We start from the raw sequence: 15039 nt of genomic DNA, 5'->3' as shown, positions 1-15039 counted from the left end.
ACCACATGGCCAAAGCGTAAGTTGAAGGTCCGGCGGCGCGGGATCATCTTCAGGTGACTTTCCAAAGGAGGTTGCCATGAAGAAGATCTTGCTCGCTGGTGCCGCTGTCGCCGTGATCGCCGGTTCTACCGCGGTCTATGCCCAGCATCGGCCATGGATGCATCATCACATCAGAATGAATCCCGAAGACCGCGCTGCCTTCGCCGATGCGCGCATCGCCGCGGTGAAAGCCGGGCTCAAGCTGACGCCGGACCAGGAGAAGATGTGGCCGGCGGTAGAGAGCGCGGTGCGCGATTTCGCCAAGCTGCGCATCGACCGCGCCAATGCGCGCATGGAAGAGCGCAAGAACCGCGACGACGACGCGAAGCGGACCGACACGCCGGACAATCCGGTCGCCCGCCTGCAGCAGCGCGCCGGCGACATGGCCACCACGGCCGCCGCGCTGAAGAAGATCGCCGATGCCGCCGACCCGCTCTACAAGACCCTCGATGACGGCCAGAAGCGCCGACTGGCAGTGCTGACCCATATGGACCGCGGCTTCGGTGGCGGGGAGGGCGGCTGGCGTCACCGCGGACCTCGCCCAGGCTTCGAGCGCGGCAGCTTCGAAGGCGAGGGATTTGGCCCTCCCGGCTTCGATCGCCCGCATTTCGGCGATGACGACGATCGCGGTCCCGGCGGCCGCGGCGACAGATTCGAGCACAACCCCGCGCCGGGCGCCGAACGGCTCTGATCCGGAGCAGTTTTCCACGGTTGCAATGACGAAGAAGCCGCTGAAATCCAGCGGCTTTTTCGCATTTTCGCGATTGCGAAAAACGGTGCAATTTTTGTGACAGCGTCGCTGGACATCCCCGGATCGCTTTGCTAAACGACGCCGTCCCCACGGGGATATCCGGATCTGGATCCGGGCGCATAGCTCAGTTGGTAGAGCAGGTGACTCTTAATCACCGGGTCCTAGGTTCGAGCCCTAGTGCGCCCACCATAAATCTCAACAAATCAATCTGTTAGAATTTCGGTGGCCAGTCATTTCGACTGGACAACGTCCGTCATTCTGACTCGTCACCTGCGTTTGTTCTTTCGGAGGTTGCGGGCCATCCGGACGGTCGCGAGGTCTCGGTTTAAGGCGCCTGTCTTTGCAAACCCGAGCGCAAACGCGGCCCGAATTTTTCTATTGGTCCCGAGCCCTCTGCGGGAGGTCGCCAAGTGGAACCGCCTGGATGCATGCACGTTTCTACATCTGGAGAAACAGCATTCTGGTGCCGTCGTGCGGCGCGCTTTGCATTCAAGTCCAGTCACGAAAGAAGCAATGGGAGTTCGTCGATGCTGAGCGCCTACATCAACGAGAAAGATATCAGAACCGGCACTGTGATTTCTGTCGCCGCCAAATCGGTGGCGCCGGGAGAAATTCTTGCGCTCGAATACCCAAACAAAGGTCGGGTGTCAGGTAAGGTGATCTCAGCTTCGCACAACGAGCTCGAAGTGGAGATTAATTCGGAGGCCTGGCGGCTGCGTCCACACGCTCCGAGCGACAGCACCATCCACAATGACCTGTCCGATAAGGAGGCGTCATTCTGGACGGTCCAAGCGAAGCTCTAGACTATTCGTCGTGAGCCGCCCCAGTGGGCGGCTCTTTCATTTTGGCGACCTTGAGGCGGATCGATGGATAGTCTCAAAGCCCACGCGCGGTTCGTTCAGGATCTTCGCCAGAGGATCGTGTTTCGGAGTCGTCCGAGGGGATTCCGTCGGTTTGTGCCGGCGCTCGACGACCATGGCGCGCGCTGCATTGCCCGCGCGCGAACCGTGCTCTTCAACAAAGCCGATCCTGGGTTCGTCGAGCAGCTTGGACTGCCATGCTTTTGTTTTCGTCATCTCGCCATTCTAGCCGATGGTGTGCTGTCCTGCAAAAGCCCGCGGGTGAGGGCGGTGGGGATCGCACGCGCAACGCCGCCCTGGGCGGAGTATGATCGCCCCGGCGACGTTGGCTCAACACTGGGCCCTCAAATCCCCAGTACAAATTGGTACGATCGATTTGGCTAAAAGGTTCAAGGGAACCAAAGAAAAAACGCCCGAGGGTATCGAGCGGGTTATGGCGGTCTTCGGCTCGGCGATATGCGGCGAGACTTCGAGCAATAGCCCGGACCCTACCAATGAAATGAAACCCGCCGAGCTGCGCCGGCGGGTCTCTTCTACCTACTGGCGACATGGCTCGTCAGGGAGCGGTCCGGGCGACCCGCGGCGTTGCTGCAGGTGCAGTGGTCTTGGTTTTTTGAATTGCCGGACTGACCGGTAATTGCAGCACGATTGCCTTCTGCCCGGGCCTCAGGTCTGTGACGAGAACAATCCTGCCATTTGAGAATTCCAGAGCGTCGTGGTGATTGTGATACTGGCCCATGTCAATTTGACGGAAACGGGCTAGTCGGTCGTTCACATTACGGCGAAACACCCATCCATCGACCCGGACGTTTTCTTCAAACGCGATTTCGGTGCCAGGGCGAAGGCACACCGCAACGTGAGGATCGTCGAAGCTTGCGAACCCTTTAGTTGTCGTCGAAGGAAATCTTGCCGATACCAACCTATCCGCCACCTCTGCGGGACGGTTAGCGACCGCGTGCAGGCTGTAATCACACATGGATGCGCTCCTATGGACGGCCACCCAGCAAATGTTGCAACATCCGTGAACCTCGTTGGTTGCAGCGCGGGGCAAAAAAAGCAGCCGGCCTAGGCGTAACCTCGTTCTGACCGCGCCAAAATCCCAAGCCTAACGTCCAGATAGGACGCGTCCCGGATCGCTTCGACCTCCGACCGCCGCCTTCACGCGTTTGGTCGAAGCGCTGGGCTATCTTTCGTGAGTATGGCGCCACCGCATGGTTCGGCCTGTTGCTGCTCATGCCGTGGCGCGGTCCCAGATACGCCCGTCCGCAGATCGACGCCGAATGCTGTGACAATTCGGCGCGGAATTCATGAGCTGGAGACATAAGTCCATGCCGTGGGCGCGACCTAATCGTTCTCGGCGGGCCTCGTTAAACTGACCGGCGCAGGACCGGGTCTTGCTTCGGCCCACCTGACGAGCACCACGGATGAAGATGACCGCGATATTGGCAATGGCGCTTTCGACGATGATCGGAGAAGCCATATCGCAATTGCCGAGGCTCAGGACGGAAAGTCGGTCGACTGGCTCGAGAAAGTCACCGACGAGCAGTACCGGATGCACCAAGGCGCCAGTCAACCGAAAATGAAACCGTAATACGCAATGGTGAAGTGCAGTTTCCTTTCGATTGGCGTAGCGATCGTGACTTCCGCGGTGTCAAGCCAGCAGAACCGCGCCAGTATCGTGAGCTATCTCCAGACCCTGACCCTGCCCAACTAGCAATCGCAATATTGAACCCGATCGGGAGACCCGAATGGCCAGACTCAACATCAATGGCAAGTTCCTCGACGTGGATGTCGAAGAGGATACGCCCCTTTTGTGGGTGATCCGCGACCATGTTGGTCTCACTGGAACGAAATATGGATGCGGGGTTGGTCAGTGCGGCGCGTGCACGCTGCATGTCGATGGCGTCGCGACGCGCTCCTGCGCGCTGCCCGTGAGCGCGGTGACTGTGGATCAGAAGATCGTCACCATCGAAGGACTCGGTGCCGACAAACCGCATCCGGTGCAGGAGGTGTGGGCCGAACTCGATGTCGCCCAATGCGGCTACTGCCAGGTCGGCATGATCATGGCAGTGTCATCGCTGCTCGCACAGAATGCGAAGCCCAGCGAGGACGATATCCGCTCCGAGATTTCGAATATCTGCCGCTGCGGCACCTATCCGCGGGTGCTGGCCGGCGTGCAACTCGCAGCGCAGCGCATGGCTGCGAGCAAGGGCTGAGGGGATCGTGACAATGAATATGAAAACTCTTTCCCGCGGCGATGTTGCGCCCGCCAGCGTCTCGCGCCGTGGTTTCCTCGCCGGTGCCGCCGCTGCCTCCTTCGTGCTCGGCTTCACGATCCCGCCGCGCATGAGCGCCGCGGCGCAAGGGACGACTGCCGAGGTCAATGCCTGGGTGGTGATCCATCCTGACGACAGCATCCAGATCCGCATCGCGCGCGCCGAAATGGGGCAGGGGTCGCTGACAGGCCTCGCGCAACTCGTTGCGGAAGAACTCGAATGCGACTGGAGCAAGGTCGGCTTCGACCTGGTGTCGCCGCATGAGAACCTGAAGCGCGGCAAGGTCTGGCGCGACATGTCCACCGGCGGCTCGCGCGCGATCCGTGGCTCGCAGGAATATGTGCGCACGGCCGGCGCCGCGGCCCGTTCGATGCTGGTCCAGGCCGCAGCGCAGGGCTGGGGCGTCAAGCCTGAGGAATGCACTGTTGCCATGGGCATCATCACCCACGCGCCAAGCAAGCGCAGCACGACCTACGGGGCTGTCGCCGCCGCGGCGAACAAGATCGTGCCGCCCGCGCAGGTCCAGCTCAAGGATCCCAAGACATGGACCATCGCCGGACAGCCGCTGAAGCGGCTGGACACGCGCGACAAGCTGAACGGTTCGCTGGTCTACGGCATGGACATCCGGATGCCCGGCATGCTCGTCGCTATCCCGAAGGCGTGTCCCGTACATGGTGGTAAGCTGAAAAGCTTCGACGCAGCCGCGATTTCTAACATGCGCGGCGTGAAGCATGTGTTGCGCGTCGACGATGAAACCGTCGCCGTGGTCGCCGATACATTCTGGCGTGCGAAAACGGCACTCGACGCATTGCCGGTGGTTTGGGACGAAGGGGATAGTGCGAAGGTTTCGAGCGAGACTATCGCCGCGAAGTTGCGCGAAGGGCTTTCCGCCGAGACGAATTTCGTTGGCAACAAGACGGGTGATGCGAAAGTCGTGCTTGCCAAGGCAGGCCGCATCATCGAGGCGGATTATAGCTTCCCGTATCAGAACCATGCCCCGATGGAGGTGATGTCGGCTACCGTCCGCTGGACGCCCGAACGTTGCGAGACGTGGGCCCCCACCCAGGTCGCCGAAGCGGCGCTCGAAGCCGTGGCCGCCGCGTCCGGCTTGCCGATCGAGTCCTGCGTGGTTCATCCGATGCGGATCGGCGGCAGCTTCGGCCGACGCCTCGTCACCGACTATGTGCGGATGGCTGTGCTGATCGCCAAGCAGATCCCCGATGTGCCCGTGAAGATGATGTGGACGCGCGAGGAAGACATGGTGCAGGGCCGCTTCCACCCGGTCACCCAGTGCCGCATGCGCGCGGCGCTCGATCAAGCGGGGAATATCGAAGCGCTTCATATGCGCATCTCCGGCCAGTCGATCATGGCCTATATGCGCCCGTCGGTCATGACGGCGAATGGCGATCCCATCGCCTTCCAGGGCCTCATGCCGGGCGGTGCCGAAATGGCGATCGGCTACACATTCCCGAATCTTCTGATTGATCATGCGATGTACAATCCGCATGTACGGCCCGGCGCCTGGCGCGGGGTGAACCTGAACCAGAACGCGGTCTACCTCGAATGCTTCGTCGATGAACTGGCGCATGCCACCGGCCAGGATCCGCTGGCCTTCCGGCGCAAGCTGATGGCCAATCACCCGAAGCATCTCGCCGTACTGGAAGCGGCTGCGAAGGGCATCGGCTGGGATAGCAAGCCGCCGGCGGGCGTTTATCGCGGCCTCTCCCAGGTGATGGGCTTTGGCAGTTATGTCGCCGCCGCGGCGGAGGTCTCGGTGACCAAGGGGCGCCTCAGGATCCACCGTATCGTCGCCGCCACGGATCCCGGCCACGTCGTCAATCCGCAGCAGATCGAGGCGCAGATCGCAGGCTCTTTTGTCTATGGTCTCTCCGCGATGCTCTATGGCGAGTGCACCGTGAAGGGCGGCCGGATCGAGCAGGAGAATTTCGACAGCTACAACGTGATGCGGCTCGACGAGATGCCGGAAGTGAAAGTGATCACGGTGCCGTCCGGTGGCTTCTGGGGTGGCGTCGGCGAGCCGACGATCGCAGTCGCCGCACCCGCAGTGCTGAATGCCGTCTTCGCAGCCACCGGCAAGCGGGTTCGGAATTTGCCGCTCAAGAATATCGACCTCGGAACGAGCTGAAAGGGGCAGTCGGCCTCGTGAGAGTAACACCCGCATTTGGATATGATGTCCGCTACGGGCGCGCAGCCGACATTCGGCAAATAAGATCTGCTTGGTAAGAGCCCTGCCGTCGCCCATTAATGTGGCAGCTCTGCCCAAATCATGGGAGCGGACGATCCAAATTATTGTACGTCCCGGGACAAGCTTTCTGCGCGCAGGGGGTCATAGGCTTCTTCGAGGTTAGGAACATGGTTCAGGCCATGACAACGTCGAAGGAGCGATCGAATGGTCAAGTTGCATTTTGCTGACATCCGTAGGCTTTGGCCTGAAACGGGCGCGATGATCGGATGGCGTGCGGCGGCAGTGGGCGCGCTATTGGCGGTTGGTACCTTTGTTCCGATGTCGGCGCAGGCGGCCGTGCCGGCGGCTTGCGCCGAATTGCAGGCGAAATATCCGGACTGGAAAGGCAAGACACTCGTCAACGCCATTAATCCGCATACACCGGGCTATGAATCGATCGATCCCAAGGATCCCAACAAATATATCGGTTTCGATATCGATCTCGGTGAGCAGATCGGCGAATGCCTTGGCTTCAAGCTGACCTACAAGGCTGTGACCTTCGCTGCCTTGCTGACCACGCTGGCATCGGGCCAGGCCGACATCGTGATATCCGACATCTATGCCACCGAGGAGCGCGCGAAGGCGGCCGACTTCATCACCTATTCCAAGGTGTTCGACGGCGTTCTCGTCGCCAAGGGCAATCCGAAGAAGATCACCGGCATCAATACGTCGCTGTGCGGCACGGCTGCGGCGGAAAACACCGGCTATGTCGAAGTGCCGCTGATCCAGGCGCTGGGGCCGGAATGCAAGAAGGAAGGCAAGGCGGAGCCGACCATCCAGCTCTATGACAACAACGCCAACTGCATCCAAGCGATCCTTGCCGGCCGCGCCGATACCTATATCAACGACGTCAACACCGTCGACAACGCGGTGAAGGCCTATCCGGACAAGCTCGAGAAGGCGGTCGCGGTGACCATCCCTTATCAGGTCGGCATTGCCGTGCCGAAGGACAAGCCCAAGTTCCGCGATGCAGTGAAGGCCGCACTCACCGAGATCTACAAGTCCGGTGATCAGCTCGCACTGCTGAAGAAGTGGAAGCTTGATCCGGAAAACCTGATGGAGCCCGGCCTGCTGACGGTGAAGTAACGCCGGCCCGCAAGCAAGGATCACTCTCACGTAAGGGCTTTCTGCCTCCATGGAGCTGTTCCTCCACTATCTCAGCATGCCGTATATGATCGAGGGCATCCAGGCGACCTTGCAGGTCACCGCCCTCGGTCTGTGCGGCGGGCTGATCCTCGGCCTGATCCTGGCATGGATGCAGCTCAGCAGGTTCAAGCCGCTGGCATCCTTCGCCCGGGTCTATGCCGTGATCTTTCGCGGCACCCCGCTGATCCTGCAGATGGTGTTTGCCTATAACGCCCTGCCGCAGATCGGCATCAAGCTTCCCGCCATTCTCGCCGCCGGCCTGGCACTGGCTTGTAACGAGGCGCCATTCATCGCCGAAATGCTGCGCTCCGGCGTACTGGGTGTCGACCGCGGTCAGGTGGTGGCCGGCCAGGCGCTCGGCATGACCCCGGGCGTCCTGATGCGCCGGATCATCGCGCCGCAGGCGATCCGCTCGATGATCCCCGCTTTCGGCAACGAAGCGGTTAGCGCGCTGAAGAACTCGTCGCTGGCTTCCGTCATCGCCGTGCAGGAACTGACGCTGCGTTCGACGCAACTGGCGTCCTCGACCTTCGATTTCTTTTCGATCTTCTTTGCGTCGGGTTTGATCTATCTGCTGCTCACAGCGGCGATCGCCGGCATCCAACTGCTTCTGGAATGGAAGTTCGACCTCGATCGCACGACTAGGCAGAACCAGTTCATGCGCTTCATGCCGTGGTATCGCGCGCCTGGCAGCGACGATCCGCTGGCACCGCAGGCCGACATGTCGCCGGAAATCCTGCCCGACGGCGGCATTGCGGAATTACCGCCGCCGCGGATGCGGCCGGAACGCGCCGATCGCGCCAAACGCGCGGAGATGCTGGCGCGCAACAATGTCGCCGTCGAGGTCTCCGATCTCCGCAAGAGCTACGACAAGAACGTGGTGCTCGACGGCGTCGACATCACGGTGCGGATCGGTGAAGTGATCGCGCTGCTCGGACCAAGTGGCTCCGGCAAAAGCACGCTCCTCCGCTGTATCAACAATCTCGAACTGTGGAACGGCGGCGCCATCAAGGTCGCCGGCCGCCAGCTCGGCTTCAACGAGCACGGTAAAGCGCTGTCGCCGCGTTTGCTCGCCAATGCCCGCGCCGAGGTCGGCGTCGGCATGGTGTTCCAGCAGTTCAATCTGTTCGGGCATCTCACAGCCAAGGAAAACATCGCCGGTCCGCTGCGCTGGGTGCACGGCGTGGCGCGCGCTGATGCCGAGCGCCGTGCCGACGAACTTCTGGCGCGCGTCGGCCTGAGCCACCGCGCCGATGCGCTGCCGCGGCATCTGTCCGGCGGTCAGCAGCAGCGCGTCGCTATCGCCCGCGCGATCGCGCCCAACCCAAGCGTGCTTTTGCTGGACGAGCCGACCTCAGCGCTCGATCCCGAACTGGTCAATGAAGTGCTCGAAGTGATCCGCAGGCTCGCCGTCGAGGACGGCCTGACCATGATCATCTCGACGCATCAGCTCCGCTTTGCCAGCGAAGTGGCCGACCGTGTGGTGCTGCTCGCCGGAGGCGCGATCATCGAGGAAGGCCCAGCCAGTGAAGTCCTGACCAATCCGCGCAATCCCGTCGCGCAGCGTTTTCTCAATGCGATGGAGGCGGAAGTCTCGTGATCGTTGCGCCTGTGAAGTTCGTCCATTTGCTACCGAGGGCCTCAGCATGAAGCATCATCTTCTTCCGGTGTCGCCGAAGACCGTTCACTGGGGCTATTTCAGCAAGGTGGTCACGCCCCCGCTGACGCTGAAGTCGGGCGACCGCGCTACCATCGAAACGCTGACGCATCATGCCAATGACGATTACGAGCGCATGATCGAAGGCGATCCCGGCGCCGAAAGCGTGTTCAAATGGACCCGCGAGCACAAGGCCGTCGTCCGCCGCGGCTCCGGCCCGACGGAAGGTCCATTCATCCGCGGCTCAGGCGAAGGCGTTGGCGTGCATCTGCTCACCGGGCCGGTGGCGATTGAAGGCGCAGAGCCGGGCGATGTGCTGGAAGTGCGTATTCTCGACGTGCGCCCGCGGCCCGCCTGCAAGGCCTGTTATGCCGGCAAGTGCTTCGGTTCCAACGTCGCAGCGAATTGGGGCTTCCACTATCACGACCTGATCGAGGAACCGAAGCCGCGCGAGGTCGTGACGATCTTCGAGCTCGATACGTCGGGCGAGCCGTTTGCCAAGGCGGTCTATAATTATGTCTGGATGCCGCAGACTGATCCTGATGGCATCCTGCATCCAACCATCGATTATCCCGGCGTACGCGTCGATCACGCGACCATCAGGAAACGCGAAAACATCCTGCCCAATGTCAGGGTGCCGGCACGGCTGCATTTCGGCACCATGGGCCTCGCGCCATCCGAGGAGGATTTCGTGTCGTCGATCCCGCCGAGCTACACAGGCGGCAATATCGATGACTGGCGCGTCGGCAAGGGCGCCAAGATGTTCTATCCCGTGGCGGTGCCCGGCGCGTTCTTCTCGGTCGGCGATCCCCATGCCGCGCAGGGCGACAGCGAGCTCGGCGGTACGGCCATCGAGACCTCGCTGACCGGTGATTTCGAGTTCATCCTGCACAAGCATCGCGACCTCGGCGGTACGCCCCTCGAAGGCCTGACGCATCCGATGCTGGAAACGCCCGACGCCTGGTCGGTCTACGGCTTCACCTTCCCGAACTATCTCGCCGAACTCGGCGCTAATGCGCAGCTCGACGTCGCTAATCATTCCAGCCTAGATCGGGCCATGCGCGATGCGTTCCGCAAGCTCAGGCGTTTCCTGATGACGGTGCACAAGATGAGTGAAGACGAGGCGATCTCGTTGATGTCGGTGGGTGCGGATTTCGGGGTGACGCAAGTGGTCGATGCCAATTGGGGCGTCCATGGCACAATCCGCAAGAACGTCTTCCGCTGCGACTAAGCGGATGAAATTGCACTGAATTCGGCTATGGGGATGATGGCGCGGTGATCGGGGAAGTTGCAGGGCAGGGCGCTGCGTCCTTCGGGATGGCACGGAGGTTGCTTCGCTTCGGCTATGAAGGTCGATGCATGAGCCTCCGTCCGTTCACCAGTGAATCCTACTCTGAAGACGACCGCCCCGAAGCATGGCGCGACGTCCTGAGTTCGATTGGCCTGCAGCCGACGGCTGCAACGACCACGCATCACGGGCACGCCACCGCAGTTCGTCGCACCTTCGAAGGTATTGCACTGGCCAAATTGTCTGCCGGCGCACAGGCGATCTCGCCATTGTCGGATCTGGCCAGCGACCATCCGCTGGTGCTGCTGCCGCTTGAGGATGGCGTCGCGCTGAAGACCGCCGCGGGGCATCAGATCGTCGCCGTCGGGCATCTGCTGTTGCTGCCTCGCAAAGGGGACTGGAGCGTCGCATTCCAGCGCGACATGCGCGCGGTGGTGCTCTCGGTCACGTCCGATCCGCTACACAGTCGCCGCGCCAGTGCAGCCGCCATGGCCGATGTCCAGATCGTAGGCCCCGGCGGCTTCGGCGATGTGTTCGCGCGTATGATGGAACAGGCGGCCCGCAACCTCGAAATATTGTCAGATGCCGAATGGTCGGCGATCGCACAAAGTCTTGCCGATCTGTTGCCGACCTTTACACGTCAACTGGCCGAGCCGACGGCCGATCTCAACTGCGGCACGGCGACCAAGGCCGCGACCTTGCATCGGCTGTGCCAGACCATCGAGCGACGCCTCGACGATGCGGATCTGACGCCGGCCAAGGTGGCGCTGGCCGAGGGCATCTCCGAACGTTATCTGCAGAAACTGTTCGAAGGCACCGGCAGTAGCTTTACGCATTACCTACGCGAGCGCCGACTGCAGCGCACCTGGGCCGATCTCTCGAATCCGTCCGAGGCGCATCACTCGATTTCCGAGATTGCCTTTCGTGCTGGCTTCAATGACTCCGCGCATTTCAGCCGCACGTTCCGTCACCGCTTCGGCCTATCGCCGCGCGAATTCCGCCAGAATGAAGCCGAGCGCTTGACGGCGTCGGCGACGGCGGCGGGACAACGCGGCTGGCCGCAGGAAGCGCTGGCGCAGTTGCGCAGCCAGCACGCGCCGTCGACCGCGGGGAAGATTGCGCAGCCGGAGCCGGCCGCGACGATCACGCACGGCATCGCCGATGCTTCGAAGAATCAGCGGCACCATCATCTCGCCGCCGATGCATCTCGCGTGCACTGGGGCTATTTCAGCCGCTCGTTGCCGCCGCAGATCGAGATCAATTCCGGCGACACGATCACCATCGAAACACTGACGCAGCACGCATCCGACGATCCCGAGCGGATGATCAAGGGTGATATCGGCGCTGAGAGCGTGTTCTGCTGGACGCGCGATCAGAAGAATGTCGATCGCCGCGGGGCCGGTCCGATGGACGCCTCGATCTATGGCCGCGGTGCCGGCGAGGGCTTTGGCGTCCACATTTGCACCGGGCCGGTGGCGATCAGGGACGCGCAGCCCGGCGACGTGCTGGAAATCCGCATCCTCGACATCGTGCCGCGCGCCAGTCGAAATCCGGATTTCGACGGTCAGGTTTTCGGCAGTAGCGTCGCGGCGTGGTGGGGCTATCACTACAAGGAATTTCTCGCCGAGCAGAATGCGCGCGAGGCGGTGACGATCTACGAAATTCTCGATCATGACGACGTGCCATATGCGCGCGCGCTCTATTCGTATCGCTGGGAGCCGCAGACCGATCCGTTCGGCACCGTGCACAACACCTACGACTATCCGGGCATTCCCATTATGCCGGCCTCTGTGCGGCGTCGGCATGACGTGCTCGACGGCATTCGCATTCCTCTGCGCCCGCATTTCGGTGTCATTGCCGTGGCGCCGCGCGAGGCCGATCTCGTCGATTCAGTGCCGCCAGCCTATTTTGGCGGTAATCTCGACAACTGGCGGCTCGGCAAGGGATCGACGGTGTATCTGCCAGTCTCGGTGCCCGGCGCATTGCTGTCGGTCGGTGATCCCCATGCGGCGCAAGGCGATGGTGAGTTGGGCGGCACCGCCATCGAATGTTCGATGACGGGCACGTTTCAGGTGATCCTGCACAAGAAGGGTAATCTCGCCGGCCAGGCGTTTGCCGATCTCACCTATCCGCTGATCGAGACCGAGAGTGACTGGGTGCTGATGGGCTTCAGCCATCCGAACTATCTCGCTGAATTCGGCGCCAAGGGGCAGAGCGAGGTCTACGCCACCTCGTCGCTCGATCTCGCGATGAAGGACGCCTTTCGCAAGATGCGGCGCTTCCTGATGAACATCAAAGGTCTCACCGAGGATGAGGCGATCGCGTTGATGTCGGTCGCGGTCGACTTTGGCGTGACGCAGGTCGTCGATGGCAATTGGGGCGTCCATGCCATTCTGAGCAAGCGGGTGTTCGATCACACGTCAAAATCATAAGGTTCAGGAGACGCGCTGTTGCAATTTCACATGATCTCCGGTGGCCCGAAGCCGGTCGCGCCGTTTAGCCATGCTGTGGAGACCGACGGCTTCGTGTTCGTCACCGGGCAGATGCCGGATACACCGGCAATGCCGGACGTGCTGCCCGATGGCATCGTGGCGCAGACCGAAGCGGTGATGGAAAATCTGCGCGTGGTGCTCAAGGGGCTCGATCTCGGCTTCGAGCACATCACCATGACGCGGATCTATCTCACCGAGTTCAAGCGCGACTACGTGGCGATGAACGAGACCTATCGCAGCTATTTTCCGCCGGATCGCCTGCCGGCGCGGACCTGTGTTGGCGTCACGGGCCTCGCTTATGACGCCCTGATCGAAATCGACCTGGTTTGTCGACGGCCCGCATAATAGTCGGTGCGAAGAAATGGAAAACCTAGTTCGCCTTTTCGATCAGGCTTTCCAGCAGGCGCTTCAGGTCGGCCGTGGCCTTGTTGCCGTAGTTCTCGGCGATATGGGCTTCCTGGCTCAGCGCCAGCGAGTTCAGCCGCTGGGTCAGCGTCTTGCCGCGGTCGGAAATGAACATCACCACCTTGCGGCGGTCGTCGGGGTCCTGCACCCGGTAAACCAGCGCATCGGACACCATGCGATCGACCATCTTGGTCAGGGTCGGATGATTCAGCAGAACCGCATCGGCGAGGTCGCCCATGGAGTGGCCCTTGCCGTCGGACAGCACTTTCAGAATGCGCCACTGTTCGACCGGCACGCCTTCCTTCTTGAAGCGCGCATCGAGTTGGCGATTAATCTCCCGGTTCGCCTGCGCCAGCAGATAAGCGAGGTGTTCGGTGATGGGCGTGCTCGGCGTTCTGGCCACGGTTGGGAAACTTTGCTGGAAGAGGTGATGAATATTAGGCGACTTTGCCTGATCCATATGCACGGGAATCGTTGAATATTCAATATTTTCCTCTACGATATTTTCTTTCGCACGATTTTACTGCCGATAAATTGATGCCGCACCGCCGCTGACAACGTCGAAAGGAGAGCGACATGCTCTCGTCACTGCAGACTGCAACGACCGGCGCGCTGCCGATGCCGGCGCCATGGTTGCTGAAGGGCTTTCAGGACAGTGGGGGAGGTCGTGACGCGATTGCACGTCCCGATCTGTTTCCGCGGCGCCGCAATCGCGAAAAGTTGCGCGTCGTCAATTTTATCGGCCTGTCTGGCCCAGCCGGGATCTGGGGCCTAGCGGGCACCAATAGCATGATGCTCGCGGCTTCGGAGATCAATCGGCGCGGCGGCATTCTCGGGCGCGAGATCGAGCCGGTGTTTCATGACGCCGGCGGCGATATCGATGGCGTTGTCCGCACGGCAGCCGACATGATCGCGGCTGGCGATGTCGATGTTGTCATGGGCTCGCATATCAGCGCGGTCCGCGTCGCGCTGCGCAAGGTGATCGCCGGGCGCGTGCCCTATATCTACACGCCGGTCTATGAGGGCGGCGAACGAACGCCCGGTGTGATGGCGATCGGCGAGACGCCGCGCGATCAGTCGCGCCCGGCCATCGAATGGCTGGCGAGTGAAAAGAAAGCGGCGCGCTGGTATCTGATCGGCAGCGATTACGTCTGGCCGTGGCTGGCCCACAAGGCTACCAAGACATATATCGCCGGCGCCGGAGGGCGCGTGGTCGGTGAGGAGTTTGTTGCGCTTGGCGAGCAGAATCACGATGCCCAGATCGCCCGTATCCGGGCCGCCAAGCCGGATGTCGTGGTCATCTCGCTGATCGGCACCGACAGCATCGTGTTTAACCGCGCTTTCGCCGAACATGGTCTCTCGTCAAAAGTTCTCCGACTGGCGGGGGCCATGGATGAAACGCTGCTGCTCGGCATGGGCGCGGATAGCTCCGAGGGGCTCTATTGTGCATCGGGCTATTTCGTCGACCGTGCGTCGGCGGCGAATGATGCATTCCGTGCTCAATATGAAGCATCGTTCGGACGCTGTGCGCCTGTGCCGGGATCGGTCGCGCAGTCGAACTACGAGGGGCTTCGGTTTCTCGAGTCCGTGGCAACCAAGGCGGGCTCATTCGACGTCCGGTCGATGCTGAACGCGGCGTCCAGCGTGGCCTATCACGGCGCCCGCGGTGAGGTCAGCATGCGCGGCGGGCGGGCGAAAATGCCGATCTATCTTGCCGAAGCAGACGGTCTGGATTTCAGGCTCATCCGGACATTCTAGGTCAGTCGCAGACCCGACTAGGACGACCTTGAAAAATAATACTTGAAAAGGAAAATATTTCTCTTTCTAATGATGCGCGAAAGGCAACACCGTTGTCGCCTTGACGGCGTGGGCATTTCGAA

12 protein-coding genes and 1 tRNA gene are annotated in these 15039 nt (G+C 61.5%); 11 read left to right on the top strand and 2 right to left on the bottom strand.

The window, feature by feature from the left end:
- Positions 1-76: 76 nt before the first annotated feature.
- From AB8A33_RS17290 to AB8A33_RS17280, 3 genes are all read left to right on the top strand, one after another.
- Positions 77-730, top strand: a complete 654-nt coding sequence (locus AB8A33_RS17290) for a Spy/CpxP family protein refolding chaperone (RefSeq protein ID WP_439093876.1) — start codon at positions 77-79, stop codon at positions 728-730.
- A 173-nt stretch (positions 731-903) separates the two neighbouring features.
- Positions 904-979, top strand: a tRNA-Lys gene (locus AB8A33_RS17285).
- A 338-nt stretch (positions 980-1317) separates the two neighbouring features.
- Positions 1318-1593: a hypothetical protein gene (locus AB8A33_RS17280; protein ID WP_439093875.1), complete on the top strand. Its 276-nt coding sequence runs from the start codon at positions 1318-1320 to the stop codon at positions 1591-1593.
- A gap of 613 nt (positions 1594-2206) precedes the next feature.
- On the opposite strand, the gene AB8A33_RS17275 is transcribed toward AB8A33_RS17280, so the two are convergent.
- Positions 2207-2626: a hypothetical protein gene (locus AB8A33_RS17275; protein ID WP_439093874.1), complete on the bottom strand. Its 420-nt coding sequence runs from the start codon at positions 2624-2626 to the stop codon at positions 2207-2209.
- A 772-nt stretch (positions 2627-3398) separates the two neighbouring features.
- Here AB8A33_RS17275 and AB8A33_RS17270 point away from each other — a divergent pair.
- The 7 genes from AB8A33_RS17270 to AB8A33_RS17240 all read left to right on the top strand — a co-directional run bounded on the left by AB8A33_RS17270 (position 3399) and on the right by AB8A33_RS17240 (position 13099).
- On the top strand, positions 3399-3866 hold the full coding sequence (locus tag AB8A33_RS17270) for a (2Fe-2S)-binding protein (protein WP_439093873.1): 468 nt from the start codon (positions 3399-3401) through the stop codon (positions 3864-3866).
- A gap of 13 nt (positions 3867-3879) precedes the next feature.
- Entirely contained in the window at positions 3880-6072 is a 2193-nt protein-coding gene (locus AB8A33_RS17265) for a molybdopterin cofactor-binding domain-containing protein (RefSeq protein WP_439093872.1), read from the top strand.
- A gap of 318 nt (positions 6073-6390) precedes the next feature.
- The gene (locus AB8A33_RS17260) at positions 6391-7257 is read left to right on the top strand and encodes an ABC transporter substrate-binding protein (protein WP_244527955.1); all 867 of its coding nucleotides are present in this window, start codon (positions 6391-6393) and stop codon (positions 7255-7257) included.
- Between the two features lie 49 nt (positions 7258-7306).
- Positions 7307-8917 carry an amino acid ABC transporter permease/ATP-binding protein gene (locus AB8A33_RS17255; protein ID WP_439093871.1) on the top strand — a complete coding sequence of 537 codons (1611 nt, stop codon included), beginning with the start codon at positions 7307-7309 and terminating at the stop codon, positions 8915-8917.
- Positions 8918-8963: 46 nt separating this feature from the next.
- Positions 8964-10205 (top strand): acetamidase/formamidase family protein, encoded by a 1242-nt coding sequence (locus AB8A33_RS17250; protein ID WP_439093870.1) that lies wholly within the window; start codon positions 8964-8966, stop codon positions 10203-10205.
- Between the two features lie 128 nt (positions 10206-10333).
- Positions 10334-12694 carry an acetamidase/formamidase family protein gene (locus AB8A33_RS17245; protein WP_439093869.1) on the top strand — a complete coding sequence of 787 codons (2361 nt, stop codon included), beginning with the start codon at positions 10334-10336 and terminating at the stop codon, positions 12692-12694.
- Positions 12695-12712: 18 nt separating this feature from the next.
- Entirely contained in the window at positions 12713-13099 is a 387-nt protein-coding gene (locus AB8A33_RS17240) for a RidA family protein (RefSeq protein ID WP_439093868.1), read from the top strand.
- A 25-nt stretch (positions 13100-13124) separates the two neighbouring features.
- Here AB8A33_RS17240 and AB8A33_RS17235 read toward each other — a convergent pair whose 3' ends face one another.
- The gene (locus AB8A33_RS17235; RefSeq protein WP_081421939.1) at positions 13125-13619 is read right to left on the bottom strand and encodes a MarR family winged helix-turn-helix transcriptional regulator; all 495 of its coding nucleotides are present in this window, start codon (positions 13617-13619) and stop codon (positions 13125-13127) included.
- Between the two features lie 116 nt (positions 13620-13735).
- Here AB8A33_RS17235 and AB8A33_RS17230 point away from each other — a divergent pair, with 116 nt between their 5' ends.
- On the top strand, positions 13736-14917 hold the full coding sequence (locus AB8A33_RS17230) for a substrate-binding domain-containing protein (RefSeq protein WP_439093867.1): 1182 nt from the start codon (positions 13736-13738) through the stop codon (positions 14915-14917).
- The last annotated feature ends 122 nt before the right edge of the window (positions 14918-15039 follow it).

Origin of the sequence: Tardiphaga sp. 813_E8_N1_3 (assembly GCF_051811025.1) — a bacterium.
Lineage (GTDB): Bacteria > Pseudomonadota > Alphaproteobacteria > Rhizobiales > Xanthobacteraceae > Tardiphaga.
This window is presented reverse-complemented; position numbering and strand designations above follow the sequence as displayed.

Bases quoted from the DNA above. Each gene is read 5' to 3' on its own strand.
- AB8A33_RS17230 (WP_439093867.1), top strand. From the start codon at position 13,736: ATGCTCTCGTCACTGCAGACTGCAACGACCGGCGCGCTGCCGATGCCG.
- AB8A33_RS17255 (WP_439093871.1), top strand. From the start codon at position 7,307: ATGGAGCTGTTCCTCCACTATCTCAGCATGCCGTATATGATCGAGGGC.
- AB8A33_RS17280 (WP_439093875.1), top strand. From the start codon at position 1,318: ATGCTGAGCGCCTACATCAACGAGAAAGATATCAGAACCGGCACTGTG.
- AB8A33_RS17265 (WP_439093872.1), top strand. From the start codon at position 3,880: ATGAATATGAAAACTCTTTCCCGCGGCGATGTTGCGCCCGCCAGCGTC.
- AB8A33_RS17275 (WP_439093874.1), bottom strand. From the start codon at position 2,626: ATGTGTGATTACAGCCTGCACGCGGTCGCTAACCGTCCCGCAGAGGTG.
- AB8A33_RS17235 (WP_081421939.1), bottom strand. From the start codon at position 13,619: ATGGATCAGGCAAAGTCGCCTAATATTCATCACCTCTTCCAGCAAAGT.
- AB8A33_RS17245 (WP_439093869.1), top strand. From the start codon at position 10,334: ATGAGCCTCCGTCCGTTCACCAGTGAATCCTACTCTGAAGACGACCGC.
- AB8A33_RS17250 (WP_439093870.1), top strand. From the start codon at position 8,964: ATGAAGCATCATCTTCTTCCGGTGTCGCCGAAGACCGTTCACTGGGGC.
- AB8A33_RS17290 (WP_439093876.1), top strand. From the start codon at position 77: ATGAAGAAGATCTTGCTCGCTGGTGCCGCTGTCGCCGTGATCGCCGGT.
- AB8A33_RS17260 (WP_244527955.1), top strand. From the start codon at position 6,391: ATGATCGGATGGCGTGCGGCGGCAGTGGGCGCGCTATTGGCGGTTGGT.
- AB8A33_RS17270 (WP_439093873.1), top strand. From the start codon at position 3,399: ATGGCCAGACTCAACATCAATGGCAAGTTCCTCGACGTGGATGTCGAA.